The following is a 25,764-nucleotide window of genomic DNA, read 5'->3' on the forward strand; positions in this document are numbered from 1 at the left end:
TAGCGTGGAACGGTGGCAGCCCTCAATCGAGATTTCACCGCCCCGACGCTGCAGCTGCTGACGCCCGAGGGCGAGCTGCAGCCGACGCCAGAGGCCGAGGCGTTCCTGCCGATCGTCGAGGCCCTGCCCGACGTCGAGCTCGAGCAGTTCTACCGCGATATGTCGATTTCGCGCCGGGTCGACATCGCCGGCGCCAACCTGCAGCGGCAGGGCCAGCTCGCGCTCTGGGTGCCGAGCCACGGCCAGGAGGCCGCGCAAGTCGGGTCGGCGCGGGCGGCTCGCCCGCAAGACCACATCTTCCCGTCGTACCGCGAGCACATCGTCGGCATGATCCGCGGGCTCGATCCCGTGAAGATCCTCGGCCTGCTGCGCGGCGCCACCCTCGGCGGGTGGGAACCGGCCGAGAACGGCAACTTCCATCTCTACACGCTGGTGCTCGCGTCGCAGACCCTGCACGCCACGGGATACGCGATGGGCCTGGCCTTCGACGGCGCCACCGCGACCGGTCACCCCGAAACGGATGCCGCGGTGCTGGTGTACTTCGGCGACGGCTCCACCTCGCAGGGCGATGCGAGCGAGGCTCTCGTCTTCGCGTCGAGCTATCAGACGCCGCAGGTGTTCTTCGTGCAGAACAACCAGTGGGCGATCTCCGTGCCGGTCGAGCGGCAGAGCCGCTCCCCCATCGCGCTGCGCGGCGGAGGATTCGGCATGCCCGGCGTGCGCATCGACGGCAACGACGTGCTGATCAGCTACGCCGTGAGTCGACAGGCGCTCGAGGATGCACGTTCGGGCGAAGGCCCGAGCTTCATCGAGGCGGTCACGTACCGCATGGGTGCCCACACCACGGCCGACGACCCCACGAAGTACCGCACGCAGGACGAGGTCGACCTGTGGACCCGCCGCGATCCGATCACGCGCTATCGCACGTGGCTGGCCGGCCGCGGAGCATCCGACGCCTTCTTCGCCGAGGTCGACGAACAGGCGCAGGATGTCGCGTCGGATGTGCGCCGACGCGCGCTCGAGATGCCTGCGCCGACGCGCGAGGTCATCTTCGAGCACGTGTACGCCGAGCCGCACCCGCTGATGCGCGAGCAGTACGCGTGGCTCGACGCGTTCGAGCGCAGCCTCGACGGGGGCGTAGCGTGAGCGGGGCGGGGATCGATGAGGAGGTCGGCGTGAGCAACGCGACGGGGGCGCCGGTGGATGCCTCGAACCACGAACTGCGCGGCGTGCGAACGCTGTCGATGGCCAAGGCCATCAACGCGGGACTGCGGGAGGCGATGCTCGCCGACCCCAAGGTGCTGCTCATGGGCGAGGACATCGGCAAGCTCGGCGGCGTGTTCCGCGTGACCGAGGGGTTGCAGGCCGAGTTCGGCGAGCGTCGAGTGCTCGACTCCCCGTTGGCGGAGTCGGGCATCGTCGGCACCGCGATCGGGCTCGCGATGCGCGGCTATCGGCCGGTCATCGAGATCCAGTTCGACGGATTCATCTTTCCCGCGTTCGACCAGATCACCACGCAGCTCGCCCGGCAGAACCTGCGGCACGGCGGGGCCATGCCGATGCCGATCGTCATCCGCGTGCCGTACGGCGGGCACATCGGCTCGATCGAGCACCACCAGGAGAGCCCCGAGGCCTACTTCGCCCACACCCCGGGCCTGCGGGTGGTCTCGCCGTCGAACCCGCACGACGCGTACTGGATGATCCAGGAGGCGATCGCCTCGAACGACCCCGTGCTCTACTTCGAACCGAAGAGCCGGTACTGGCCGAAAGGCCCGGTCGACCTCGAGCACGCCGGGCTGCCGCTGCACGCCTCGCGCGTGGTGCGCGAGGGCGCCGACGTCACCCTGGTCGGTCACGGCGCGATGGTCGCGACGCTGCTGCAGGCCGCCGACATCGCCGCCGAAGAGGGAACGAGCCTCGAGATCGTCGACCTGCGCTCGATCTCGCCGATCGACTACGGGCCCATCCTCGACTCCGTCGCCCGCACGGGTCGGCTGGTTGTCGCGCAGGAGGCGTACGGCAACGTCAGCGTGGGCTCCGAGATCGCGGCGACCGTCGCCGAGCGCGCCTTCTACACGCTCGAGGCGCCGGTGCTGCGGGTGTCGGGTTTCGACACCCCGTTCCCGCCGGCGGCGCTCGAGACCGAGTACCTGCCGAGCCCCGATCGTGTGCTCGAGGCCGTCGATCGGGCGCTCGCGTACTGACGCCGCCGCCGGCTCGAAGACATGCCGCTTCGCGGATACACCTGCTGAAAGGCTGAACAGATGGCTGAGATCCGCTTCCCGCTCCCCGACGTCGGCGAGGGCCTCACCGAGGCCGAGATCGTGCAGTGGCGGGTCTCGCCCGGCGATCGCGTCGAGCTCGACCAGGTGTTCGTCGAGATCGAGACCGCGAAATCGCTGGTCGAACTGCCGAGCGCGTTCGACGGGGTGGTCGCCGAGCTGCTCGTCGACGAGGGCGCGACCGTCGAGGTCGGGACGCCGATCCTCGTGATCCAGACGGATGCCTCGAGTGGCATGTCTTCCGCAGGCTCGGGCGGCGCTGCTGCCGCCGCGGTCGTCGCCGAGGCCGCACCCGAGCCGGCCGCCCCGGCGGTGCCGGCTCCCCCGGCCGTCGCCGAGGAGACGGGCGGCGCTGTGCTCGTCGGGCACGGCAGTTCGGGTCCCGCACGCAGTCGTCGTCGGCGGCATCCCGCGCCCGGCGGCGCACACGAGCACCTCGCGGCCGTGCCCGCGCCGCCCGCTGTGCCGCCGGCACAGGAGGCGGCAGCATCCGGTACCGCTGGGGGTGCCGCTGCCGCTGCCGCTGCCGCTGCCGGTGCCGCTGCCGCACCTGCCGCACCCGCTCCTCGCTTCGCCGAGCCGAGTGTGCCCGTGCTCGCGAAGCCCCCGATCCGCAAGCTCGCCAAAGATCTCGGCGTCGACCTGTCCCGGGTGACCGGCACCGGTCCCATCGGTGACATCACACGCGACGATGTCATCCGCGAGGCCAGCCAGGCCAGCGTGTTCCGCAACATCCAGACGCCCGACCTGCCCGCCGACCGCGAGACCCGTATTCCGGTGAAGGGCGTGCGCAAGGCCATCGCCCAGGCGATGGTGTCGAGCGCATTCTCTGCGCCGCATGTATCGGTCTTCGTCGATGTCGACGCGTCGCGCACGATGGAGTACATCAAGCGACTGAAGGCCTCGCCCGACTACGCCGGCGTCAAGGTGTCGCCGTTGCTGATCATGGCGAAGGCGATCATCTGGGCTGTCCGGCGCAACCCCACGGTGAACGCGCAGTGGACCGATGACGAGATCATCGTGAAGCACTTCGTGAACCTCGGCATCGCCGCGGCGACGCCCCGTGGGCTCATCGTGCCGAACGTCAAGGAGGCGCAGGCGATGTCGCTGGTCGAACTCGCGACCGCGCTCGAGCAGCTCACGCTCACCGCCCGCGAGGGCAAGACCCAGCCCGCCGAGATGCAGGGCGGCACCATCACGGTGACGAACATCGGCGTGTTCGGCATGGACACGGGTACCCCGATCCTGAACCCCGGCGAGGTGGGCATCGTCGCGCTCGGCACGATCAAGCAGAAGCCCTGGGTCGTCGACGGCGAGGTGCGCCCCCGGTTCGTGACGACCATCGGCGGCTCGTTCGACCACCGCGTCGTCGACGGCGACGTCGCCAGCCGATTCCTCGCCGACGTCGCGTCGATCATCGAGGAGCCCGCGCTCCTGCTCGAATAACCGGTGGGCGCGCGAGCGGTGCGGGGGCCGGGGGAGTGCGGCGGGGGAGTGCGGTCAGAAGCGCAGCTCGTAGATGACCGACTCGCCGGTGCGGCTCGACTCGAGCATGCCGGCCGTGCTGAGCGCGCGGCGGGCCGACAGGTTGGCGACCTCGCACTCGGCGCGCGCGACCTCGGCGCCGACCGAACGGATGAGCGCGAGCACGGCGACCACGGTGTGCGTGCCGAGTCCCTCGCCACGTGCGGCGGGCACCAGCCCGAACACAAACTCGACGACGCGCGGGTCGTCGGTGGCGAACAGATTGACGCCGCCGATGGCGGCGCCGTCGGCGCCGCGCCGCACGAGGTAGGGGCCGAAGGGGGCGGGGTCGCCGCTCTCGCGGACGGCGCCGAGGTATTCGGCGATCAGCTCGGGCTCTTCGGTGAAGGCGTAGCCGCCCTCCCAACCGTCGGTCGGGTCGACCTCGCCGGCGAGCAGGCGCTCGGCATCGGTGACGGTGAACGGGTGCAGGGTCAGGGGGACCGTGGTGGCTTCCACGTGGTTCACCTTCTCATCACCGTCGGCGACACGCCAGAGCTGTCCACATGCGGGGCAATACAACACGGGCCGGGGCGCAGATGGTTTTGACAATCATTATCAATAAGCCTACGTTGGAGCTATGGCCCCCGACTTCTCCCGTGATCCCGTACGCCGCGCCTCGCACCGAAGCGGGCGATTGCTCGCGACAACCGCGCTCGCCGGCGCCGCGGCACTCGTGCTCGCGGGCTGCGCCGGCGGCGAGGCATCCGGGGGGTCCGGCGACCGACCGCAGATCGTCGCGACCACGACGCAGGTCGCCGACTTCGCACGCGAACTGGTCGGCGATCAGGCCGAGGTGACCCAGCTGCTCGAGCCCGGGCAGAGCGCGCACTCGTTCGACCCATCGGCGGGGCAGCTGCTCGCGATCTCGCGGGCCGATGCGGTGCTCGTGAACGGCGCCGGGCTCGAGACCTGGCTCGACGACGCGCTCGACTCGGCCGGCTTCGACGGCCCGGTCGTGGATGCCTCGCAGGGCGTCGAGCTGTTCGGCACCGACGACCACGACCACGACGAGCACGCCGAAGACGAGCACGCCGAAGAGCCCGCCGACGAGGCATCCGATCACGACGATCACGACGATCACGATCACGACCACGCCGACGGCAACCCCCACATCTGGACCTCGCCCGCGAACGCGACCCGCATGGTCGAGAACCTGGCCGACGGCCTCGCCGAGGTGCCGGGCATCGACGCCGACGCCGTGCGAACCGCCGAAGCCGGTTACACGGCCCGCCTCGCCGACCTCGACGCATGGATCCGCGAGAACGTCGAGCAGGTGCCCGTCGAGCAGCGTCTCCTCGTGACCAACCACGACGCGTTCACCTACTTCCTGCACGAGTACGACATCACGTTGGTCGGCAGCGTCATCCCGAGCTTCGACGACAACGCCGAGCCGAGCGCGGCCGAGATCGACGATCTCGTCGAGAAGATCCGCGCGACGGGCGTGCAGGCGGTGTTCGCCGAGCAGGCGATCTCGCCGAAGACCGCCGCAACCATCGCCCGCGAGGCGGGCGTGACGGTGTACTCGGGCGACGACGCCCTCTACGGCGACGCGCTCGGCGCGGCCGGCACCGAGGGAGCGACCTACCTCGGGTCGACGGTGCACAACGTGCGGCTGATGCTCGAGTCGTGGGGCGTCGAGGCTTCCGAGCCGCCCGCGTCCCTGCGAGGATGACGCTGTGAGCGACGCAGCGGGGGAGCAGAGCGGACGGATGTCGCAGCCCGTGCTCGAACTCCGCGATGCCGCCTTCACGCATCCCAGCGGGTCGGGCGTGCACGGACTGTCGTTCTCGATCGCGCCGGGCGAGGCCGTGGCGCTGATCGGGCCGAACGGCGCCGGCAAATCGACGCTGCTGCAGGGCCTGCTCGGCCTCGTGCCGCGCACGGCGGGCACGGTGCGGTTCGCGGGCTCCGAGGCATCCGATCGCAGCCGGCCCGGCCGAGGCGAGCTGGGCTTCCTGCCGCAGACCGCGCAGTTCGACCCCGACTTCCCGATCTCGCTCGAACAGGTCGTGATGCAGGGGCGCTACCGCCGGCTCGGCTGGCTGCGCTGGCCCGGCCGCGCCGACCGCGCCGCGGTGCGCGCCGCCCTCGACGCCGTCGGCCTCGCCGACCTCGCGAAACGCCAGTTCGGCGAGCTCTCGGGCGGGCAGCGTCAGCGCGGACTGCTGGCGCGCGCGCTGGCATCCGACCCGGCCCTGCTGCTGCTCGACGAACCCTTCAACGGGCTCGATCAGCCCAACCGCGATGCGCTCATCGAGACGCTGCGCGCCCTGAAGGCACGCGGGGTCGCGGTGCTCGTGTCGACGCACGACCTCGAGCTCGCGCGCGAGGTGTGCGACCGAGTGCTGCTCGTGAACGGCGACCAGCGCGCGTTCGGCACCGTCGACGACGTGCTCACGCTCGGCAACGTGCAGGACTGCTTCGAGGGCGTCGAGGTCGAGCTCGACGAGCACACACTCGTGGTGCCGGGCCACGAAGGGCACGACGGCCACGCGGCGCACGACGGCCACGCGGCGCACGAGGTGTCGCGCTGACGGCCGTGGGGGAGGGGCGGCCGTGAGCCTCGTCGATGCGCTGTTCGGCGCGTTCGCCCTGCCGTTCATGGCGCGCGCCCTCGTCGTGCTGCTGGTGCTCGCCGTGGTCGCGGGCACGGTGGGCGTGCTCGTGAACCTGCGCGGGCTCGAGTTCATCAGCGACGGGCTCACGCACGCGGTGTTCCCCGGGCTCGCGATCGGCCTCGCGGTAGGCGGCACGGCGGGGCTGCTGCCGGGCGCGGCGATCGCGGCACTCGCCGCGGCCGTGGTGCTCACCTGGCTCGCGCGCGCCGGCATCGCCTCGGATGCCGCGATCGCGATCGTGCTGACGGCCACGTTCGGCGTCGGCGTGCTCGTCGTGTCGCGCAGCGACGACTACGCGGGCGAGCTCGAGGCGCTGCTGTTCGGCCGCGTGCTGACGATTCCGCCCGACCAGGTCGTGCCGCTCGTCGTGGTGTGCGCGATCGCCCTCGTCGCCGTGGGGGCAACGCTCAAGCAGCAGGTGTTCCGGGCGTTCGACGCGCGGGGGAGTCGCGCGGCAGGCGACCCCGGGCTCGTGCTCGATCTCGTGCTGAACGCCGCGATCGCACTCGTCGTCGTGGCCGCCGCGGCCACCGTCGGGTCGCTGCTGGTGCTCGCGCTGCTCATCGTGCCGGGCGCGTCCGCGCGCCTCATGACACGTCGGCTGTGGCTGCTGTTCCCCCTCGCCGCGGGCTTCGCGGCGCTGGCCTCGTGGCTCGGCCTCGCGACGGGCTTCGTGGTGTCGGTCGGGGCCGGCGCGGACCTCCCCAGTGGCGCGACCGTCGTCGCCGTCTTCGTCGCCCTCTACGGGCTGCTGCTCGTCGTCGTCGCCCTGTTCTCGAGGGCCCGCGCCGGGGCGGCGCCGTCGCTCGATCAGGAAGATCGGGGCGACACGCCGGCACGTGCGCCCGTCGGTCGGCGTGTCGCGGAATTCTTCCTGAACGGCGGCCGGGGATGAGCGCGGGGTACTTCGAGCTCGCGCTGCTCGCGGCGACGGTGATCGGCGGCGGCAGCGGATTCGTCGGCGCCCTCGTCGTGCTGCGCCGCCGCACGTTCTTCGCGCAGGCGCTCACGCACGCGACGTACCCGGGCGCGGTGGTCGCAGCCGCGATCGGCGCCAGCGTGCCGCTGGGCGCGGCCGTGGCATCCGTCGCCATCGTCGCGATCATGCAGCTCGTCGCGCGAACCCGCCGCCAGGGCTCGCAAGTGGCCGCCGGCATCGTGCTCACCGGCGGATTCGCGGCGGGCGCGCTGCTGCAGGCCGCGATCCCGGGCATCCCGGTGCGGGCCGAGTCGCTGCTCGTCGGCTCGATCCTGACGGTCACGACCGCGGACATCGTGCTCGCGGCATCCGTCTTCGCCGTCGCGATCGGCGCGGTCACCGCCTTCGGCAAGGAGCTCGCGTTCTCGACGTTCGACCCCGCCGGGTACCGGGCGGCGGGTTACCGAGCGTGGCCCGTCGAACTGCTCGTGCTGGCGCTCACCGCCGCGACGGTCGTGACCGCGCTGCCCGCCGTCGGGGCGATCCTCGCGATCGCGCTCATCGCGGCGCCCGCGGCGGCCGCCCGCCTCGTGCTCGGCTCGTTCCGCGGCATCCTCGTCGCATCGGCGGCGATCGGCGCGGCGTCCGGCATCCTCGGCGTGCTCGCCTCGCGTGCGTTCGCGGTCGCCGCGGGGCCGGCGATCGTGCTCGCGGCCACCGCCTTCTTCCTCATCGCCCTCATCGCCCGACGGGTGAGGCGGCTACCGTGGAGACGGGACATTCCCGTCGAGACCGCGGAGGAGGCGAGACTCGCATGAAGCGCAACACCTGGCAGCGCGAGGCCGTCCGCGAGGCGCTCGACCGCACCGACGGATTCATCAGCGCGCAGGCGCTGCACTCGGCCCTGCACGCGAGCGGGTCGCCCATCGGGCTGGCGACGGTCTACCGCGCGCTCGGCGACCTGGCCTCGGCGGGCGAGGCCGACTCGCTGCAGTCGCCCGAGGGCGAGGCGATCTACCGCGCGTGCTCGACGACCGGCCACCACCACCACCTGATCTGCCGCAACTGCGGGCTCACGGTCGAGATCGCGGCCGACGAGGTCGAGGCGTGGGCCAAGCGCGTCGCGGGCGAGCACGGTTTCACGCGGGCGGCGCACGTCGTCGACGTGTTCGGGCTGTGCGCGGCCTGCTCGGCCGAGATCGACGGGCAGTGATCGGATGCCTCGCTGCTGGTGAGGTCGGCGATCGGATGCTTCGGCTCGCGTGAACCGCCCGATTCGGGCTCCCAACGGTCGGCCTGATAGACTCGACGTTTGGCTGGGCACTTCCACTGCCCAGACCGTGGACGAATCCCCTGTATCTCACCGGGCAACCGGAGGGGATCGCCTGCAGACAAGAGACCTTGGGAGGGGCATCCGCCCCTCGGTATTGGAGGAAACCAATGGCAGCAGTGTGCCAGGTGACCGGCGCCGTTCCCGGCTTCGGTCACAACATCTCGCACTCGCACCGGCGCACGAAGCGTCGCTTCGACCCGAACATCCAGAAGAAGACGTACTACGTTCCGTCGCTTCGCCGTAACGTCACGCTGACCCTGTCGGCGAAGGGCATCAAGGTCATCGATGCCCGTGGCATCGAAGCCGTCGTGAAGGACCTCAAGGCTCGTGGGGTGAAGCTCTAATGGCGAAGCAGCAGGACATCCGTCCCATCATCAAGCTCCGTTCGACGGCCGGCACCGGGTACACGTACGTGACCCGCAAGAACCGTCGCAACACCCCCGACCGCCTCGTGCTGAAGAAGTACGACCCGGTGGTCCGCAAGCACGTCGACTTCCGAGAGGAGCGCTAAGCATGGCCAAGAAGAGCAAGATCGCGCGCAACGACCAGCGCAAGGTGGTCGTCGACCGCTACGCGGCCAAGCGCCTCGAGTTGAAGAAGGCGCTCGTCGACCCGAACGGCACCGACGAGAGCCGCGAGGCCGCTCGCGTGGGTCTCCAGAAGCTGCCCCGCAACGCCTCGCCGGTGCGCGTCCGTTCGCGTGACGCCATCGACGGCCGCCCCCGCGGCGTGCTCACGAAGTTCGGCGTCTCGCGCGTTCGCTTCCGTGAGATGGCGCACCGCGGCGAACTGCCCGGCATCACCAAGTCGAGCTGGTAACCCGCTCGCGCACAGCACGTCCAGGAGGGCGTCGGCTTCGGCCGGCGCCCTTCTTCGCATCCCTGAGGAACCCTCAAGGCGGCGGAAACCCTTGTCCCATGCGAGACGGTCGTAGTAGACACGTGGCGGGGCGTCGCGCAGCCCGCGCGCGGGGAGGGGACGACTGTGGCCGACAGCACGACGACCGGATCGGGAACCACGACCGGGAACGGAGCGGCGGAGCATCCGTCGAAGCTCACCTTCCTCGCACTGACCGCCATGGTGGTCGGCTCGATGGTCGGCGCGGGGGTATTCCAGCTGCCAGCGCGGTTCGCGACCCAGACCGGCGTCTACGGCGCGCTCATCGCATGGAGCATCGCCGGCCTCGGCATGCTGACGCTCGCACTCGTCTTCCAATCGCTGGCCAACCGCAAACCGAACCTCGACAACGGGGTGTACGTCTACGCCCGCGAGGGGTTCGGGGTCTACCCCGGTTTCCTCTCGGCGGTCGGGTTCTGGGCATCGGCGTGCGCCGGCAACGCGTTCTACTGGGTGCTCATCATGACCACGGTGAGCCAGCTCTTCCCCGAGCTCGAGCCCTGGCTCGGGCAGGGCGACACCTGGATCGCATTCGCCATCTCCACCGTGGCGGTCTGGGGCTTCTACTTCCTGATCCGGCGCGGCGTGAAAGAGGCCGCGGGCATCAACTTCATCGTCACGGTCGCCAAGCTCGTGCCGCTCGCGCTGTTCCTCGTGCTCGTGATCTTCTTCGTGCGGTGGGACGTGTTCGCCGCGAACCTCACCGGCGGGTACGACCTGCCCGGCGGCGACTCGCTGTTCCTGCAGGTGCAGGGCACCATGCTCATCACGGTCTTCGTCTTCCTCGGCATCGAGGGGGCGAGCGTGTACTCGCGGCACGCGAAGCGACGCAAGGACGTCGGCAAAGCCACGGTGCTGGGGTTCCTCGCCGTGCTCGCGCTGTTCGCGTCGATCTCGATCCTGTCGTACGGCATCCTGCCGCGGGACGAGCTCGCCACGCTGCCGCAGCCGTCGGTCGGCAGCGTGCTCGAGGCCGCGGTCGGCCCGTGGGGCGGCGCGTTCATCCGGGTGGGGCTCATCATCTCGGTGCTGGGCGCGTACCTCGCATGGCAGCTGCTCGCGGCCGACGTGGTCTACGCCGCCGCGAAAGACAACGACCTGCCCCACCAGTTCGCCCGGCTCAACAGCCACGACGTGCCCGTCAATGCCGTGCTGTGGACATCGATCCTCGTGACGGCGATCCTCTTCGCGGTGCAGTTCGTGCACAACGCTCTCGACTTCACGCTCGACCTCACCGCCGCGCTCGCGCTCGCACCGTACGCGCTCGCGAGCGCGTATGCGGTGAAGATCGCGATCACCCGCGACGGTTACGACGGCGAGCGGCCGGGCGTGCGGACCCGCGAGCTGGTCATCGCGATCATCTCGACCGCGTACACGCTCTTCCTGATGTGGGCGGCCGGCTACATCTTCCTGTTCCTCGCATGCCTGCTGCTCGCGCCCGCGACGGTGCTCTACGTTTTCGCGCGCCGTGAGCAGCGGGCGAAGACCTTCACCCTGCCCGGCCTGGTGACGTTCATCGTGATCGTCGTCTTCGCGGTGATCGGCATCGTGCTGCTCGCGACCGGCGCCGTGCAGATCTGAGCTTTCCGAACCGATTCGAACCAGACCAGGGGGTCACATGTCGAACACCTACGGCGTCCATTCCGAAGTCGGCAAGCTCGAGAAGGTGCTCGTCTGTCGGCCGGGCATCGCGCACGACCGACTCACACCGAGCAACAACGACGACCTGCTCTTCGACGACGTGCTGTGGGTGCAGAACGCGAAACGCGACCACCACGACTTCGTGCTGAAGCTGCAGGACCGCGGAGTCGAGGTGGTCGAGCTCCACGACCTGCTCGCGCAGACCCTCGCCGTGCCGGGCGCGAAACAGTGGCTGCTCGACCGCAAGATCACTGCGAACGAGGTCGGTCTCGGGCTGATCGACGACACCAGGGCATTCCTCGAGAGCCTGCCCGACGCGACCCTTGCCGAGTACCTCATCGGCGGGCTCTCGTCGCGTGAGCTGCCCGACGAGTTCCGATCGTCGTACCTCGCGCTCACGCGCGACGACGCCGGCGTCAACGACTACCTGATGCCACCGCTGCCGAACACGATCTACACGCGCGACACCACCTGCTGGATCTACGGCGGGCTCACCCTGAACCCGCTGTTCTGGCCCGCCCGGCACGACGAGACGCTGCTCATGAAGGCGATCTACGAGCACCACCCCGACTTCACGGGCAACACGATCTGGTGGGGCGACCCCGAGCAGGAGTGGGGGCAGGCGACGCTCGAGGGCGGCGACGTCATGCCGGTCGGCAACGGCGCCGTGCTCATCGGCATGAGCGAGCGCACCTCGCGGCAGGCGATCAGCCAGGTCGCCGCGAAGCTGTTCGAAGCCGGCGCGGCCGAACGCGTGGTGGTCGCCGGCATGCCGAAGCTGCGCGCGGCGATGCACCTCGACACGGTGTTCACGTTCGCCGACCGCGACCTCGTCACCTACTACCCCGACATCGTCGACGGCATCGACACGTTCTCGCTGCGTCCGGCCGACGACGGCGGGGTCGAGGTCACCACCGAGAAGGACTCCTTCGTCGAGGTGGTCGCCGATGCGCTCGGCCTGCCGAAGCTGCGCACGGTCGAGCCCGGCGGCGGATGGTACGCGGGCGAACGCCAGCAATGGGACAGCGGCAACAACGCCGTCGCGGTCGAGCCCGGCGTGGTGTTCACGTACGACCGCAACACCCACGTGAACACCCTGCTGCGCAAGGCCGGCGTCGAGGTCATCACGATCGTCGGGGCGGAGCTCGGCCGCGGTCGCGGCGGCGGGCACTGCATGACCTGCCCGATCTCTCGGCAGCCGGTCGAGTTCTGAGCCGGCCTCGCGTCGGGTGCGCGACCTGACCGATCGGATGCCTCGAAGTGCACGAATGCCCCGGAAATCCGCGTGTTTCCGCGGATCGGTGCTACATTCGAGGCGGCCTGATCGGCCAAGGGGGGCGGTTGAACGATCGTTTCCCGTGCATTCACTGAACCAGCTGCAATGACAGCGAACGTCCGAGGAGGACACTCAATGGCTGACAAGTCGCTGAACAAGACCGAGCTCGTCGCGAAGATCGCGGCGTCGACCGGTCAGAGCCAGGCCACCGTCGACAGCGTGCTCGGCGGGCTCTTCGACGCCCTCGGCGAAGCCGTCGGCTCGGGCACCAAGGTGTCGATCCCGGGCTGGCTCGCCGTCGAGCGCACCCACCGCGCCGCCCGCACGGGCCGCAACCCGCAGACCGGCGCGACCATCGAGATCCCGGCCGGCTACTCGGTCAAGGTCTCGGCGGGCTCGAAGCTCAAGGCTGCTGCCAAGTAGTCCAGCCACCGCGACCGAGGGGCGCCGGCCATTGGCCGGCGCCCCTCGCCGTTGCGCCGACCGGCGGGCGGCGGCGGCCCCGAGACATCCGCTCTCAGGGTGCTCGCCTAGGCTGTTGCGGTGCCCCGCTCCGTCCGCGTGCTCGGCCCTGCCGCGCTGCTCGCCGTCGCGCTCGCCGCGCTGATCGGCGGGCTCCTCGTCGGCGGCGGTGCCGACCCGCTCGCGATCCAAGATCCGGGGCCGGTGGTGCGCTGGGGCCTTCCGGTCGCCAAGCTGCTCGTCAACCTCGGCGCCGCCGGCATGATCGGCGCTCTCGTGCTTGCGGTGTGGGCGCTCAGCCCGAAGCATCCCGAGTTCGATGCGGCCCTCGATGTCGCCGCGGCATCCGCAGCAGTGATGACGGTCGCGAGCGCCGCGACCGGCCTCATCACCTTCCTCGACGTGACCGGCGAACCGCTCGCGTTCGACGACCTGTTCGGCCGCAAGCTCGGCCAGTTCATCTCGACGATCGAGCTCGGTCAGGCGTGGCTCATCACCACCCTCGTCGCGGCGGCCGTCACCGTGCTCTGCTTCGCGGTGCGCAACCACACCGCCCTCGTGTTCGTCGCGGTGCTCGCGGTCGCGAGCTTGGTGCCGATGGCGCAGCAGGGCCACGCGGCAGGCACTGCAGGACACGATGCGGCGATCGCCGCGCTCGGCCTGCACCTCGTGTTCGCCGCGGTCTGGCTCGGCGGGCTCGTCACGATCGTGCTGCTGCAGCGCACGCTCGGCCGCGACCGGCTTGTGCTGGTAATGGCGCGGTACTCGACCGTGGCGCTCGTCTGCTTCATCGTGGTCGCGATCTCGGGGTATGCGAGTGCGGCTTTGCGCATCGGCGACTGGCCCGACCTCGCGACCCCGTACGGCGCGCTCGTGATCGCCAAAGTCGCCGCGCTGGTCGCGCTGGGACTGTTCGGTGCGGCGCAACGGCGCTGGCTGATCGGCCGGATGTCGCGGAGCGCGACGTCCGCGACGCGCCCGTTCTGGACGCTCGTGGTGATGGAGCTCGCCTTCATGGGTATCGCCGCGGGCGTGGCCGCCGCTCTCGGGCGCACCGCGCCGCCGGTCGCCGAACGGCTCCCGACGGTGCCGACCCCCGCCGAGCTGCTCACCGGCGAACCGCTGCCGCCCTGGCCCGAATGGTGGCGGTACTTCACCGAGTGGCGCCCCGACCTGATCTGGCTGCTCGCCTGCGGGTTCGGCATCTTCTTCTACGTCGCCGGCGTGGTGCGGCTGCGTCGCCGCGGCGATCGCTGGCCGATCTACCGCACCGTGCTCTGGGTCGCCGGCCTCGTGCTGCTCGCGTTCATCACGAACGGCGGGGTGAACGCGTACGAGTCGTACCTCTTCTCGGCGCACATGCTGGGGCACATGGCGCTCACCATGGCGGTGCCCGTGCTGCTCGTGCCCGGCGCGCCGGTCACACTCGCGGCGCGGGCCGTCCACCCGCGCAAGGATGGCTCGCGCGGAGGTCGCGAGTGGATCCTGATCGCCGTGCACTCGCGGTTCGCGCAGGTCATCGCGAACCCGATCGTGGCGGCCGTGCTGTTCGCCGGGTCGCTCTGGGTGTTCTACTATTCGCCGCTGTTCCGCTGGACGATGCTCGACCATATCGGCCACGAGTGGATGATCGCGCACTTCCTGATCACCGGGTACCTCTTCGTGCAGTCGCTGATCGGCATCGACCCGGTACCGTACCGGCTGCCGTACCCGTTCCGGCTGCTGCTGCTGCTCGGCACGATGGCGTTTCACGCGTTCTTCGGGCTCGCGATCATGATGGGCACCGGGCTGCTGTTGGCCGACTGGTACGGCGCGATGGGGTGGGGCGCCGACGCGCTCGTCGACCAGCAGCTCGGCGGCGGCATCGCGTGGTCGATCGGCGAGATCCCGACGGTCGCGCTGGCGATCACGGTCGCGTTCCAGTGGGCGCGCAGCGACGAGAAGGAGTCGAGGCGCCGCGACCGGCACGCCGACCGCACGGGCGACGCCGAGCTCGCCGAGTACAACGCGCGGCTGGCGGCGCTCGCCGATCGCGACAACGCGTAGCCCGCAGCCGCCCCTCGGGCCGCCCGCGCGCAGTGCAGGGCAGGGTGTGTCGGACTTTCCGCCCTAGGTATGACGAGAGAGCGCGAACACGTCCTACACCGGCGCGAATGTCCGACACACGCGGTGCGCGGCGGGCGCTACTTGAGTTGCACGGCGATCGAGCCGTCGGGCTGGATGCTCGCGTCGAGTGCGACCTGGAAGGTGTCGTCGGTCTCAAGCTGCGAGATCTCGCCATCGAACAGCGACTGCACCTCGACCGACAGGTGGGCGACGCCGGTGGTCGGGGGCATCTCGAACGCCGCCTCGCCGGCGTTCAACGTCACGGGCGGGTACGTGACGATCGTCCACTGCGGTTCCGAGAGCACACGGTCGCTGATCTCCTCGCCGAACGGGCAGCTCGTCGGCTGCAGCACCTGCTGCGCCGCGCACCCGTCGAGGTAGGCGTCGAGCTGCGTCTGCACTCGAGAGACGAACTCGGGGGTCGGCTGCGCGTCGACCGTGACGGCGGGGCGGGTCGACGGTTCGGCGGCGAGGTCGACGGTCTGGGCGATGAGCAACGGCGATTCGAAGCTGAACCGGTACGCGGCCGGCGCGATCGCGAGGTACGGCGCGGTCTGCGTGAACGCCGCCAGGTCGTTGCCGCTCTTTCGGGCGCGAGTGTCGAGGTCGAGCGATCCGACCGAGAAGAAGGGGTTGTGCGCGGCGGTCACGTCGATGACCGCCATCGGACTGACCGCGAACTCCCACCGGTTGAGCACCCCGTACAGCGGGGCGATCGGGCGCACCTCGAAGGCGGTGTCGACGATCGACGTGCCGATGCGGTAGCTCGCCGTGACGGTGTGCGACCCGTCGTCGTGGCCGATGTCGGAGACGATCTGCACGTCCTGGGGGGTGGCGCTCACCACGCCGCTGCGCAGCATCGCCGTCGACACGTCGCCAGGCAGGCCGAGCGCGGCGAGGTCGGCCTGGTCGAGCGAGACGCCGGGCGTCGCGGCCGCGAGGGCGATGTCGTCGTCGGCGATCAGCTCGAGGTAGCGGGTCACGAACGAGGATGCCCCGTACAGCGTCTGGTTGAGGCCGCCGAGCGCCGCGAGGAACGCCGTGACGACGACGGCGCCGAGCCCGATCCAGCCGAGCACGGCAGCCGGCGACACCCGACCGTTCCGCACGAGCTGGCTCCCCATGGGGGCCAGTCTATGCACCGGCCCCGGAGCATCCATCGGCCGCGAGGCTACAGTGGGACCCGCGCCCGCCCGGGCGCTCCTCGAGCGGATGCCGCTTCGCCCGAGGCATCCGAAGCCAGCGAGAGCCGACCCGTGATCGACGTGACCCTGACGCCCGAGCAACAGGCGGTGTTCCAGGCGATCGAGGGCACCCGTGATCACGTGTTCGTGACCGGGCGAGCGGGCACCGGCAAGTCGACGCTGCTCACGCACCTGAACTGGCGCACCGAGAAACAGATCGTCATCTGCGCGCCGACGGGGGTCGCGGCGCTGAACGTCGGCGGCCAGACCATCCACTCGCTGTTCCGCCTGCCGATCGGGGTCATCGCCGACCACGACATCGAACAGAACGACGCGGTGCGCAAGATCCTGAACGCGATGGACACGCTCGTCATCGACGAGGTGTCGATGGTGAACGCCGACCTCATGGACGCGATGGACCGGTCGCTGCGCCAGGCGCGCCAGCGCAAGGCCGAGCCGTTCGGGGGCGCGCAGGTCGTGCTGTTCGGCGACCCGTACCAGCTCGCCCCGGTTCCGGGCGACGGCGACGAGCGCCGCTACTTCGCCGACACGTACGCCTCGATGTGGTTCTTCGACGCGAAGGTGTGGAACGAGGCATCCCTGCGCATCTTCGAGCTCGGCGAGGTGCACCGCCAGCACGACGATGCGTTCAAGCACATGCTGAACGCGGTGCGGCACGGCCAGGTGACCGCCGAGATCGCTGGCTTGCTCAACGAGACCGGCGCACGGCGTCCGCTGCCCGAGCATGGTGCGATCACGCTCGCAACCACGAACAGCACGGTGAACCGCATCAATCACACCCAGTTGCACCGGCTGCCCGGTCAGTCACTCGCGAACGAGGCAGAGGTGAACGGCGACTTCGGCGGTCGCGCGTACCCGGCCGACGAGCGGCTCGAGCTGAAGATCGGCGCGCAGGTGATGTTCCTGCGCAACGACACGCAGGTGCGGGGCGATGGCCCGCGGTGGGTGAACGGCACGATCGGCACGGTCACCTCGCTGCAGGGCGAGCTGAGGGTCGAGGTCGACGGCGACGAGCACGAGGTCGAGCCGGCGACGTGGGAGCGGTACCGCTACTCGTGGGACCCGATCGGCAAGCGCCTCACGAAGGACATCGTGGCCGAATTCACGCAGTTCCCGCTGCGGCTCGCGTGGGCGGTGACCATCCACAAATCGCAGGGCGCGAGCTACGACACCGCGATCGTCGACCTCGGCCCGCGCGCGTTCAGCCCCGGGCAGACCTATGTGGCGCTCTCGCGACTCACGAGCCTCGACGGGCTCTACCTCAGCCGCCCCCTGCGGCCGAGCGACATCATGGTCGATCCGAACGTCGAGCGGTTCATGTCGGGCGCGGTGCGCTCGATCGGCGGCCCGCCCGCGGAGCCGGCACGCCCCTGACCCGCCGGCGGGTTAGAATCGCTGCACACTGCGGCTGGGGGGAGCTCGAGTGTCAGCTGGTCTGGGCGTCGGTCGACATCGCTCGGCGCGAGCGGTCGTCGCCGCGACCGCCGTGGGCGTCGTCACCCTGCTCGCGTTCTCGGGGTGTACGGGCACGGTCGACCCGACCGAGGGGCTCGGCGGTGTCGAGACCCCCCTCACCTCCGGGGTGGCCGAGAGCCTCGACGCGCTGCTCGCCGAGACGGTCGCGCTCGCCGGAGCGAGCGGCGGTCTTGCGACGGTGTCGGCGCCGTGGGCCGGCGAGTGGTCGGGCGCCGTCGGCACGGTCGGTTTCGACGAGGGAGCGGAGCCGGTCAGCACCGACACGCCGTTCCGCATGGGCCGGCTCACCGGCGAGATCACCTGCCTGGTACTGCTGAAGCTCGCCGAGACCGGGCAGCTCGCACTCGACGACGAGGTCTCGGAGTACGTCGACGACATCCCCGGCCTCGACGGCATCACCCTCGAGCAGCTCTGCCGTGACACGGCCGGGCTCGCCGATTACATGAGCACCCTGCGCACCCATTTCCTGCGGAACCCCGAACGGGTCTGGCCTGAGGGAGAGCTGATCGCGTCGTCGCTGGCATCCGACCGGGTCGGCGAGCCGGGCCAGACCTGGTCGCCGTCGAGGACGAACCTCCTGCTCGCGGCGCTCGCCGCGGAGCGCGCGACGCACCGCAGTTGGGAGGAATTGGCCTCCCAGTACGTGTTCGGCCCGCTCGGTCTCGCGCACACGTCGCTGCCGTCGCCGACGGCCGCCGCACCGTCAGGCGCGTTGGGAGCGTACGCCGCGCTTCCCGGCGGCGACGGTGCGCCGGACTGCGCGGCCAGGGTGGATGTCTCGGATCAGTCGAGTTCGATCGGCGGCGGGGCGGCGGGTGCCGTCTCCACGCTCGCGGATGCGGCACGGCTCAACGAGGCGTTCGCGACCGGTGCGCTCATCGGCGACCACCTCGAGCGACAGCAGTGGACGACGACGTCGATCGCAGCCGACGCGCCCGCGTGGCAGACGCAGGGCATCGGCGGCATGCAGTACGGCACCATGCGCGGCGTGGTGAGCGAGGCGCCGGGCATGCTGACCGCGTCGCTCACCGACCCGAAGAGCGGCCTCACGGTCGTGGTCGTGTTGAACAACTCCACGTCGGGTGCCGAGTTCGTGCGCGAGGCGGCGTTCGCATTCGCTTCGCTGGGGTCGAAGACGGCGCCCGTCGCCGACGAGGACCGCCCGCTGATCGAGCTCCCGTGGTCGGCCGACCAGGCGACCGAGCAGATGAAGGCGCTCGCGAAGTGCCCGATCGAGAGCGGCCCGGCGGAGGAGGCGCCGGCGGAGGAGGCGCCGGCCGAGGAGGCGCCGGCCGAGGAGGCGCCCGCCGAGGAGGCGCCCGCCGAGGGCTGAGCCTCCTGGGAGGAACGGAGAAGGGCGATGTGCAGATGGTTGGCGTACTCGGGTGAGTCGTTGCATCCGTCGGCGCTGGTGCTCGACACCGCGCACTCGCTCGTCGCGCAGTCGTTGAACTCGCCACTCGGCGCCGAGACGGTGAACGGCGACGGGTTCGGCCTCGGCTGGTATCCGATGGGGGCGATGGGCGACGGCAGGGCGGGCGTTCCCGCGCTGTTCCGCAGTATCGAGCCGGCCTGGTGGGACGAGAACCTGCGCGAGCTCACGCAGGCGATCGAGACCGAGCTCTTCTTCGCGCACGTGCGCGCGGCCGCGGGGCCGCCGATCCAGCAGACGAACTGCCACCCGTTCCGGCACGGCCGCTGGTTGTTCATGCACAACGGCGCGCTCGCCGAGTTCCACCGCTACCGGCGCGATCTGATGCTGGAGTTGGACCCCGAGCTGTTCCCGCTGATCCGCGGCACCACCGACTCGGAGGTGCTGTTCCACCTCGCGCTCACCCTCGGGCTGGAGCAGGATCCGATCGCCGCGGTGGGTCGGGCCATCCGTCGGGTCGAGGACGCGGGCCGTGCGCACGACGTGCCGCAGCCCATGCAAGGCACCGTCGCGGTGACGGATGGAGCTACCATCTGGGCCTTCAGGTACTCGAGCTCGGGGCGCTCGCGGTCGCTGTTCCACTCCATCGACATCCCCTCGCTGCGCGAGCTCTATCCCGACTTCGAACGGCTCGACACGTTCGGGCCGACCGCCCGGGTGGTCGTGTCGGAGCCGCTCACGGACCTGCCGGGCGCGTTCGTCGAAGTGCCGGAGGCGACGGCTGTGATCATCGGGCCCGGCGGCGACTTCCGGCAGGAGCCGTTCCTCGCGGCCGCCTGAGCGCTCGCGCACGCGGCGGACCGCCTCGACCTCGAACGTGGAAGCGCTCTCCCCTTCGAGCCGATCGTCCAATAGAGTGAGCCCTGTCGCGGCCCGCACGCGAACGCGCGTCGGCGGGCCTTGCTTCGGGGGAGGCTGTGCGCATGGGCTGGGTCGGCAGTTGGACGACAGGCACTGGGATCGGTCGAAGCGGTGCGAGCCGCGCGATGAGGATGTCTCGGCGCTCCGCGCCGCATCCACGCACGCGAACACTCGCGGCAGTGCTCGCCAGCTTCGCGCTCGCCGTGCCCGCGACCCTGGTCGTGGCAGCGCCGGCACAGGCGGCGCCGCAGGTCGTGACGTTCAGCAACCCGGGCACCTACACCTGGACGGTGCCGCAAGGTGTGACCACCCTCACGGGGGTGACGGTACGGGGTGCCGGCGGTGGGCGAGGCGATGGCAACAATGCGCGAGTCGGTGGCTTCGGCGCGCAGGCGACCGGCACGCTGGCCGTGGCGCCGGGGCAGAACCTCACGATCCACGTGGCGGCTGAGGGCGCATCCGCGACCGGCAGCGGCGGGGGCGCCGCCGGAGGAAGCGGATACGTCGCAGGGGGCAACGGCGGGACCTCAGGCGGGGGCACCCTCACCGCGAACGGTGGCGGTGGCGGTGGCGGCTCATCGGCCGTCATCGGCGGTTCGGCTCCGGTCATCGGCGGTGGTGGTGGTGGCGGTGGCGGTGGCGGCGGCCTGTTCGGCGTCTGCTCCGGTGGCGCTGGGGGGAACGGCGGCACGACGGGCGCAGCGGGTGGGAGCCCGACGGGGTTCGGGTGCAACTCAGCTACCGGCGGCGGCGGAGGGACCAATGCGTCGGCGACGGGAACCACGGGTGGCAATGGCACCGGCGGGGCGGTCTCCAGCGCGGGCTCAGGCGGCGGCGGTGGCGGTGGTGGCCAGGGCGGCGCTGCGGCGAACAACACGGGTGGCGCCGGCGGCGGCGGAGGCGCGAGCTCGGCGCCCGCCGGGATGACGATCTCCGTTGCCTCGGCTCGCGCGGGGCTCGTCCAGTTCACCTACCAGACGGTCGACACCACGACGACGGTCTCGCTCGACGCCGCGAGCTTCGTGTTCGGCGGCCCGGTGACCGGCACGGTCACGGTGACCTCGGTGACGCCCGGCGCACCGGCTCCGGTGGGTCCGGTGACGGTCTCGCTGCCCGGCGGCGCCGCGGCGGTGCTGACGCTCACGGCCGCCGGCGCCACCACCTCGACGGCCACCTTCTCGATCCCGACGACGGCCAACGTCGGCTCCGGCTACACGGTGAACGCCGTGTACTCGCCGCCCGCCTTGCCCGCGAGCGCCTTCAACGGCAGCTCCGGCAGCACCGCGTTCGCCATCACGCAGGCGAGCACCACGACCACCGTGACCGCGGCCGCGTCGTACGCGTACGGTGACGCGATCGTCGGAACCGTCGGGCTGACGACGAACTCGACCCTGCTCCCCCAGGGCAGCCTGCTCGTGGAGCTCGTCAATGCCGCGTCCGATGTGGTGGCGACCGCGACGATCGTCGACCCCGGCTCGCCGACGCCGTTCGACTTCGGCAGCCCGTTCGCCGTCGGCGAGTACCAGGTGCGGGCGACGTTCACTCCTGCGGCGACGCAGAACTATGCCGGTTCGAGCGCCACGGTGGATACCGTGGTGGTCCAGACGGGGTCGGTCGTCACGATCGACATCCCGACGCCCACCGTCGGCTGGGACGACCCGATCACCGGCACGATCACCGTGACGACCGCGAACGGCCAGCCGGCGGTGGTGCCGGCCGGCACCGTCACGCTGCGGGTCACGCCCACCGGCGGCTCGCCGATAACTGTTGCCGTGACCGAGACCGGCACGACAGGGGTCTTCTCGTTCACCTCCAGCCAGCCGGTCGGTACGTACCAGTTCGTCGGCGTGTTCGCCGGTACCGACGCCGTCGGCGCGGGCGAATCTCAACCCGTTGCGGTGTCGGTCATCCGGACCCCGACGTCCACGACCGTATCGCTCCCTGCCGAGGCAGCCTACGGGTTCGATGTCACGGCCCAGGCCACCGTCACGATCGACGAGCCCGGTTCCGTCGGTGGCGACGCCACGCTGACGGTCTATGAGGCAGGCAGCGACACGGTCGTGCTGGCGGTCTCAGGCACCATCACGGAGGGCACCGGCAGCTTCACCATCCCGGGGGGCGATCCGCTCGCGATCGGGTCGTACGATGTCGAGGTCGCCTACGCCGGCACCGAGAACCTGGAGCCGTCGACGAGCCTGCGTGAGCCGCTCAGGGTCGTCGCCTCGTCGGTGTCGTTCGCGTTCAGCGGCCTTGACACGGTCTACGACAACGACGTCGTCGCCACGGTGACCCTCACGCTCCAGTCGCCGCTGTTCTCCATCGACCCGGTCGGAACCGGCTTGGTGAGTGTGTTCCAGGACGGTGTGCAGGTCGCCGGGCCGATCGCCGTCGATTACCAGGCAGGGGCGGTCGACGACGGCCAGGCCGAGGCGGACTTCACCGTGCCCGGACTCGCGGCCGGTTTCTACCAGGTGCAGGCGACGTACGCCGGTGACGGCGGCGGCGGCATCCCGGCCAACACGAGCGGGTTGGTGGATTTCACGGTCAGCCCGGCAGCGACCACCACCACCTTGACCGCCGAGCCGTCGGACGCCACCTATCCGGGACCGGTCACGCTGACGGCGACGGTCGCGAACGATGACACGAACGCGGTGCCGACGGGCTTCGTGCAGTTCATCGTGACTCCCAACGGGAGCCCGTCACCCGTGCGCTCCGCCCCGATCCCCCTCGATGCCACGGGTACCGCCGTCTGGTCCAGCAACTACCCGGCCGGTTCGTATGAGGCGTCCGTGGAGTATCTCGGCACCACCGACTTCCAACCATCGACTGCCGGGCCGGCCGTGTTCGACGTGGATACGTTGGGGACGACGACCACGCTCGACATCCCCGATGTCACCTGGAACGCCGCGGCGACCGCGACCGGCACCGTCGTGGGCAACCCCGGCGGGGCCCCGATCACGACCGGGACGGTCGAGATCGTCGTCTACGTCGACGATCCGCTCTCGCCGGTCGCGACGATACCGGCGGAGCTCACGGACGGCACGTTCACCGCGACCGTCCCCGGCCTCGACGCGGGAACCTACCTCGCCATCGCCCAGTATTCGGGCAGCGTCGACATCGAGGCATCCCAGTCTCCGCCGATCGGGTTCACCGTCTCCGAGGCCCCGGTGCAGGTCCTCGTCACGCCGGACGCCCCGTCGACTCGATACGGGCAGTCGATCACCGGTGTCGTCGATGTGCTGCCCTCCGGCGCACCGGAGGTGCCGTCGCCCAACAGCGGCACCGTCGATGTGACCCTGACCGGGCCGGGCGGCGGCACCGAGACCGCAACGGCGCTGCCGGTCGTCGACGGGCGTGCGGTCTTCGCCTTCCCTGCTGGAGTCGTACCGCGGACGGTCGGAACCTACGAGCTCTCAGCCACATTCACCGACGGCAGCTACGCGGACGGCACCTCGACGATCGTCGAGGTGGAGGTCGACCCGGCCCGCACGAGTACGTCGTTCGACTTCCTCGCGCCCGAGCCCGTGCCGTACGGGGACACCAGCACTGCGACGATCACCGTGCGGAACACCGACTCGACGATCGCACCGCAGGAGGGCGTGGTCCAGGTGTTCGCCGACGGCGAAGCTACGGCGTTCGCCGAACTGCCGCTCGCCGATGGCACGGTCAATCCCGACGGATCGGTCACGCTCCTGGTGCCGCTTCCGACAAGCGCCTACAGCGTCGGCGCCCACACCCTGGTGGCGATGTACGTTCCGGTCGATGAACTGCCGAACTTCGAGGGTTCGGCCAGCGGGGCGTTCATCGGGACCATCGCCGCGGCACCGACCGTGATCAGCCTGGATCTCGGCGAAGATGCGTTCTACGAAGGCATCGGCACGCTCGCATCGGGCCGGGTACAGTCCGAGAACGACATCGGCGTGCAGATCCCCGACGGGAGCGAGATCGTCGTGCGGGTCTACGACGCGGACGATCCCCTGCTCGGGGAGCCCCTCGCCGAGTACACGACGACCACGACGGGTGGCGACGGCAGCTACGAGGTCGGGATCGGCGACGCACTGCCGCCCGGTGACTACCTCGTGCGATCGATCTTCGTCGGTGCCGACCCGTTCGCTGCCGTCGGCTCCCCGCCTGTCGAGTTCACCGTGCTCGAGCGGCTGGCGACGACGACGACCGTCGAGGCGAGTTCGCCTGTGGCATGGGGCGCACCGATCACGGTGAGCGGTTCGGTGACCGCGGTCGGTCCCGCGCTCGGCGCACCGGTGGGCACGATGGGATTCCGCATCCTGGATTCGGCGGGCAACACCGTGTTCACGATCTCGCCGTCGGTCGACGTCGTCGACGGCGAGACCGGCGAGGTCGCGCTCGACGTCGACTGGAGCCGGATCCCGCCGGGCGAGTACACGGTCGTCGGCGATTTCGCGCCCGACCCGCTGAGCCCGTGGGCCGGATCGGTGGGTGAGGCTCCGCTGAGCGTCGTGCCGTGCGCGGTGCAGGTCGGACTCAGCCTCGACCCGGCCTCCGTGCGGGCGGGCGGATCCGTGACGGCGACGGCCGAAGTCACCGGCGTCACGGCCGGGTGCCCGGCGACGCCGAGCGGAGGCACCGTCGAATTCTTCCTCGACGGAACCTCGATCGGCACCGGCACCGTGCATTCGCCGGCCGTACTGCAGTTCACCGCGCCCGAGCGGGCCGGCACCTACGTCGTCACGGCGAGATTCCTCGGTACCGATGTGCTCGGCACCGCGGACTCGAACCCGGTCTCACTCGTGGTGACCACGGTGAGCGCCCTGCCCAGTGCAGGGTCGGACGCGAGCCTCCCCGTCGGGCTGGGAGTGCTCCTGTTGGTCGGCGGGCTGTTGCTCGCCGGACGTCGATCGAGGAGGTCTGAATGAACGTGTGGGACTGGTTCTGGTGGATGTTCTGGGTGTTCGTCTACGCGGCCTACTTCTGCGTCATCGTCTTCATCATCATCGACATCTTCCGCGACCGGACGCTCAACGGCTGGCTGAAGGCGGTCTGGCTGGTTTTCCTGCTGTTCGTGCCGTTCCTCACCGGGCTCGTCTACCTCATCGTGCGCGGCGGCAGCATGTCGCAGCGCTGGGCGCGCCAACAGGTCGAGTACCCCGATGAGGATGTCGCGGCCATCCGTTCGCAGTCGTTCCAGAACCCGGCCGACGAGATCGCCAAGGCCGCCGCTCTGCGCGACGCCGGTACAATCACGCCGGGTGAGTTCGAGGCGATCAAGGCGAAAGCACTCGGGTCGAAGTTCTAGGGTCGGGTGCGACGGCGGCTCGACCGGACGACCGCGGATGCGGCATCCTGGCAGGATGACCGAATCCGATTCGACGCCCGCGCCCGCCGCCTCGTCCTCGCCGTACGGGGTCGCGCCCGACGCACGACCTCGCAACGTGATCGGAGTCGCGGCGTTCATCGCCGGCGTGGCATCCAAGCTCGTCGGCGTGATCTTCGGTCTGAGCGTTCCCGCGATCCTCGCGGCCGACGGCGCCTACGGCGTGTACCAGCTGGCGTCGTTCATCACGTCGGTGCTCGGGTTCGTGCTGGGTGCGGTCGCCCTGGTGCTCGGCATCGTCGGGCTGGTGCGACCTGGGCGCCCGCGCGGGTTCGCTGCGGCCGGCGCGGCGATCGGCGCCGTGGTCGTCGTCGAGGTGGCGGTCGGGCTGCTGCAGGGCCTGGTGTACGCCGTCCTCTGAGCCGCGGCGCGGTGT

The 25,764-nt window shown here is 70.5% G+C and carries 23 protein-coding genes; 21 read left to right on the forward strand and 2 right to left on the reverse strand.

Annotated features, from left to right (window positions below):
- Positions 1 to 12: 12 nt before the first annotated feature.
- The 3 genes from FLP10_RS09195 (at position 13) to FLP10_RS09205 (ending at position 3,728) form a co-directional block, all read left to right on the forward strand.
- A complete protein-coding gene (locus tag FLP10_RS09195; protein ID WP_246149965.1) occupies positions 13 to 1,146 on the forward strand; it encodes a thiamine pyrophosphate-dependent dehydrogenase E1 component subunit alpha in 1,134 nt (377 codons plus the stop codon).
- 98 nt (positions 1,147 to 1,244) lie between these two features.
- The gene (locus FLP10_RS09200) at positions 1,245 to 2,204 is read left to right on the forward strand and encodes an alpha-ketoacid dehydrogenase subunit beta (RefSeq protein ID WP_149162178.1); all 960 of its coding nucleotides are present in this window, start codon (positions 1,245 to 1,247) and stop codon (positions 2,202 to 2,204) included.
- 60 nt (positions 2,205 to 2,264) lie between these two features.
- Entirely contained in the window at positions 2,265 to 3,728 is a 1,464-nt protein-coding gene (locus FLP10_RS09205) for a dihydrolipoamide acetyltransferase family protein (RefSeq protein ID WP_149160596.1), read from the forward strand.
- A gap of 54 nt (positions 3,729 to 3,782) precedes the next feature.
- On the opposite strand, the gene FLP10_RS09210 is transcribed toward FLP10_RS09205, so the two are convergent.
- Positions 3,783 to 4,265: a GNAT family N-acetyltransferase gene (locus tag FLP10_RS09210; protein WP_168209150.1), complete on the reverse strand. Its 483-nt coding sequence runs from the start codon at positions 4,263 to 4,265 to the stop codon at positions 3,783 to 3,785.
- Positions 4,266 to 4,386: 121 nt separating this feature from the next.
- On the opposite strand from FLP10_RS09210, the gene FLP10_RS09215 reads away from it, so the two are divergent.
- The 12 genes from FLP10_RS09215 (at position 4,387) to FLP10_RS09270 (ending at position 15,001) form a co-directional block, all read left to right on the forward strand.
- Complete coding sequence (locus FLP10_RS09215; protein WP_149160598.1) at positions 4,387 to 5,481, forward strand: metal ABC transporter substrate-binding protein; 1,095 nt, start codon at positions 4,387 to 4,389, stop codon at positions 5,479 to 5,481.
- A 4-nt stretch (positions 5,482 to 5,485) separates the two neighbouring features.
- On the forward strand, positions 5,486 to 6,343 hold the full coding sequence (locus FLP10_RS09220; protein WP_149160599.1) for a metal ABC transporter ATP-binding protein: 858 nt from the start codon (positions 5,486 to 5,488) through the stop codon (positions 6,341 to 6,343).
- Between the two features lie 22 nt (positions 6,344 to 6,365).
- Positions 6,366 to 7,322, forward strand: a complete 957-nt coding sequence (locus FLP10_RS09225) for a metal ABC transporter permease (protein ID WP_246149966.1) — start codon at positions 6,366 to 6,368, stop codon at positions 7,320 to 7,322.
- Positions 7,319 to 8,164: a metal ABC transporter permease gene (locus FLP10_RS09230; RefSeq protein WP_149160600.1), complete on the forward strand. Its 846-nt coding sequence runs from the start codon at positions 7,319 to 7,321 to the stop codon at positions 8,162 to 8,164. The genes FLP10_RS09225 and FLP10_RS09230 overlap by 4 nt, the downstream gene beginning before the upstream one ends.
- On the forward strand, positions 8,161 to 8,559 hold the full coding sequence (locus tag FLP10_RS09235) for a Fur family transcriptional regulator (protein WP_149160601.1): 399 nt from the start codon (positions 8,161 to 8,163) through the stop codon (positions 8,557 to 8,559). The genes FLP10_RS09230 and FLP10_RS09235 overlap by 4 nt, the downstream gene beginning before the upstream one ends.
- A gap of 227 nt (positions 8,560 to 8,786) precedes the next feature.
- Positions 8,787 to 9,023 (forward strand): 50S ribosomal protein L28, encoded by a 237-nt coding sequence (rpmB, locus tag FLP10_RS09240; protein ID WP_149160602.1) that lies wholly within the window; start codon positions 8,787 to 8,789, stop codon positions 9,021 to 9,023.
- Positions 9,023 to 9,190, forward strand: a complete 168-nt coding sequence (rpmG, locus tag FLP10_RS09245; protein WP_149160603.1) for a 50S ribosomal protein L33 — start codon at positions 9,023 to 9,025, stop codon at positions 9,188 to 9,190. Before rpmB ends, rpmG begins: the two co-directional genes overlap by 1 nt.
- Before the next feature lie 2 nt (positions 9,191 to 9,192).
- A complete protein-coding gene (rpsN, locus tag FLP10_RS09250; protein WP_149160604.1) occupies positions 9,193 to 9,498 on the forward strand; it encodes a 30S ribosomal protein S14 in 306 nt (101 codons plus the stop codon).
- 165 nt (positions 9,499 to 9,663) lie between these two features.
- Entirely contained in the window at positions 9,664 to 11,157 is a 1,494-nt protein-coding gene (locus tag FLP10_RS09255; RefSeq protein ID WP_246149967.1) for a basic amino acid/polyamine antiporter, read from the forward strand.
- Between the two features lie 37 nt (positions 11,158 to 11,194).
- Positions 11,195 to 12,430: an arginine deiminase gene (locus tag FLP10_RS09260; protein WP_149160605.1), complete on the forward strand. Its 1,236-nt coding sequence runs from the start codon at positions 11,195 to 11,197 to the stop codon at positions 12,428 to 12,430.
- Between the two features lie 198 nt (positions 12,431 to 12,628).
- A complete protein-coding gene (locus tag FLP10_RS09265; RefSeq protein WP_149160606.1) occupies positions 12,629 to 12,916 on the forward strand; it encodes an HU family DNA-binding protein in 288 nt (95 codons plus the stop codon).
- A 120-nt stretch (positions 12,917 to 13,036) separates the two neighbouring features.
- Positions 13,037 to 15,001 carry a bifunctional copper resistance protein CopD/cytochrome c oxidase assembly protein gene (locus FLP10_RS09270; RefSeq protein WP_210418364.1) on the forward strand — a complete coding sequence of 655 codons (1,965 nt, stop codon included), beginning with the start codon at positions 13,037 to 13,039 and terminating at the stop codon, positions 14,999 to 15,001.
- Positions 15,002 to 15,138: 137 nt separating this feature from the next.
- On the opposite strand, the gene FLP10_RS09275 is transcribed toward FLP10_RS09270, so the two are convergent.
- A complete protein-coding gene (locus FLP10_RS09275) occupies positions 15,139 to 16,185 on the reverse strand; it encodes a hypothetical protein (protein ID WP_149160607.1) in 1,047 nt (348 codons plus the stop codon).
- 132 nt (positions 16,186 to 16,317) lie between these two features.
- Here FLP10_RS09275 and FLP10_RS09280 point away from each other — a divergent pair, with 132 nt between their 5' ends.
- The 6 genes from FLP10_RS09280 to FLP10_RS09305 all read left to right on the forward strand — a co-directional run bounded on the left by FLP10_RS09280 (position 16,318) and on the right by FLP10_RS09305 (position 25,749).
- Positions 16,318 to 17,640, forward strand: coding sequence for an ATP-dependent DNA helicase (locus tag FLP10_RS09280; RefSeq protein ID WP_149160608.1), 1,323 nt, complete (start codon positions 16,318 to 16,320; stop codon positions 17,638 to 17,640).
- Between the two features lie 49 nt (positions 17,641 to 17,689).
- The gene (locus FLP10_RS09285; protein ID WP_149160609.1) at positions 17,690 to 19,075 is read left to right on the forward strand and encodes a serine hydrolase domain-containing protein; all 1,386 of its coding nucleotides are present in this window, start codon (positions 17,690 to 17,692) and stop codon (positions 19,073 to 19,075) included.
- Between the two features lie 27 nt (positions 19,076 to 19,102).
- Positions 19,103 to 19,954, forward strand: coding sequence for a class II glutamine amidotransferase (locus tag FLP10_RS09290; RefSeq protein WP_149160610.1), 852 nt, complete (start codon positions 19,103 to 19,105; stop codon positions 19,952 to 19,954).
- Positions 19,955 to 20,214: 260 nt separating this feature from the next.
- Positions 20,215 to 24,930, forward strand: a complete 4,716-nt coding sequence (locus tag FLP10_RS09295) for an Ig-like domain-containing protein (protein ID WP_149160611.1) — start codon at positions 20,215 to 20,217, stop codon at positions 24,928 to 24,930.
- On the forward strand, positions 24,927 to 25,310 hold the full coding sequence (locus tag FLP10_RS09300; RefSeq protein ID WP_149160612.1) for an SHOCT domain-containing protein: 384 nt from the start codon (positions 24,927 to 24,929) through the stop codon (positions 25,308 to 25,310). The genes FLP10_RS09295 and FLP10_RS09300 overlap by 4 nt, the downstream gene beginning before the upstream one ends.
- A 55-nt stretch (positions 25,311 to 25,365) precedes the next feature.
- Positions 25,366 to 25,749 (forward strand): hypothetical protein, encoded by a 384-nt coding sequence (locus FLP10_RS09305; protein ID WP_149160613.1) that lies wholly within the window; start codon positions 25,366 to 25,368, stop codon positions 25,747 to 25,749.
- Positions 25,750 to 25,764 lie beyond the last annotated feature (15 nt).

Source organism: Agromyces intestinalis (genome assembly GCF_008365295.1).
GTDB classification, from domain to species: domain Bacteria; phylum Actinomycetota; class Actinomycetes; order Actinomycetales; family Microbacteriaceae; genus Agromyces; species Agromyces intestinalis.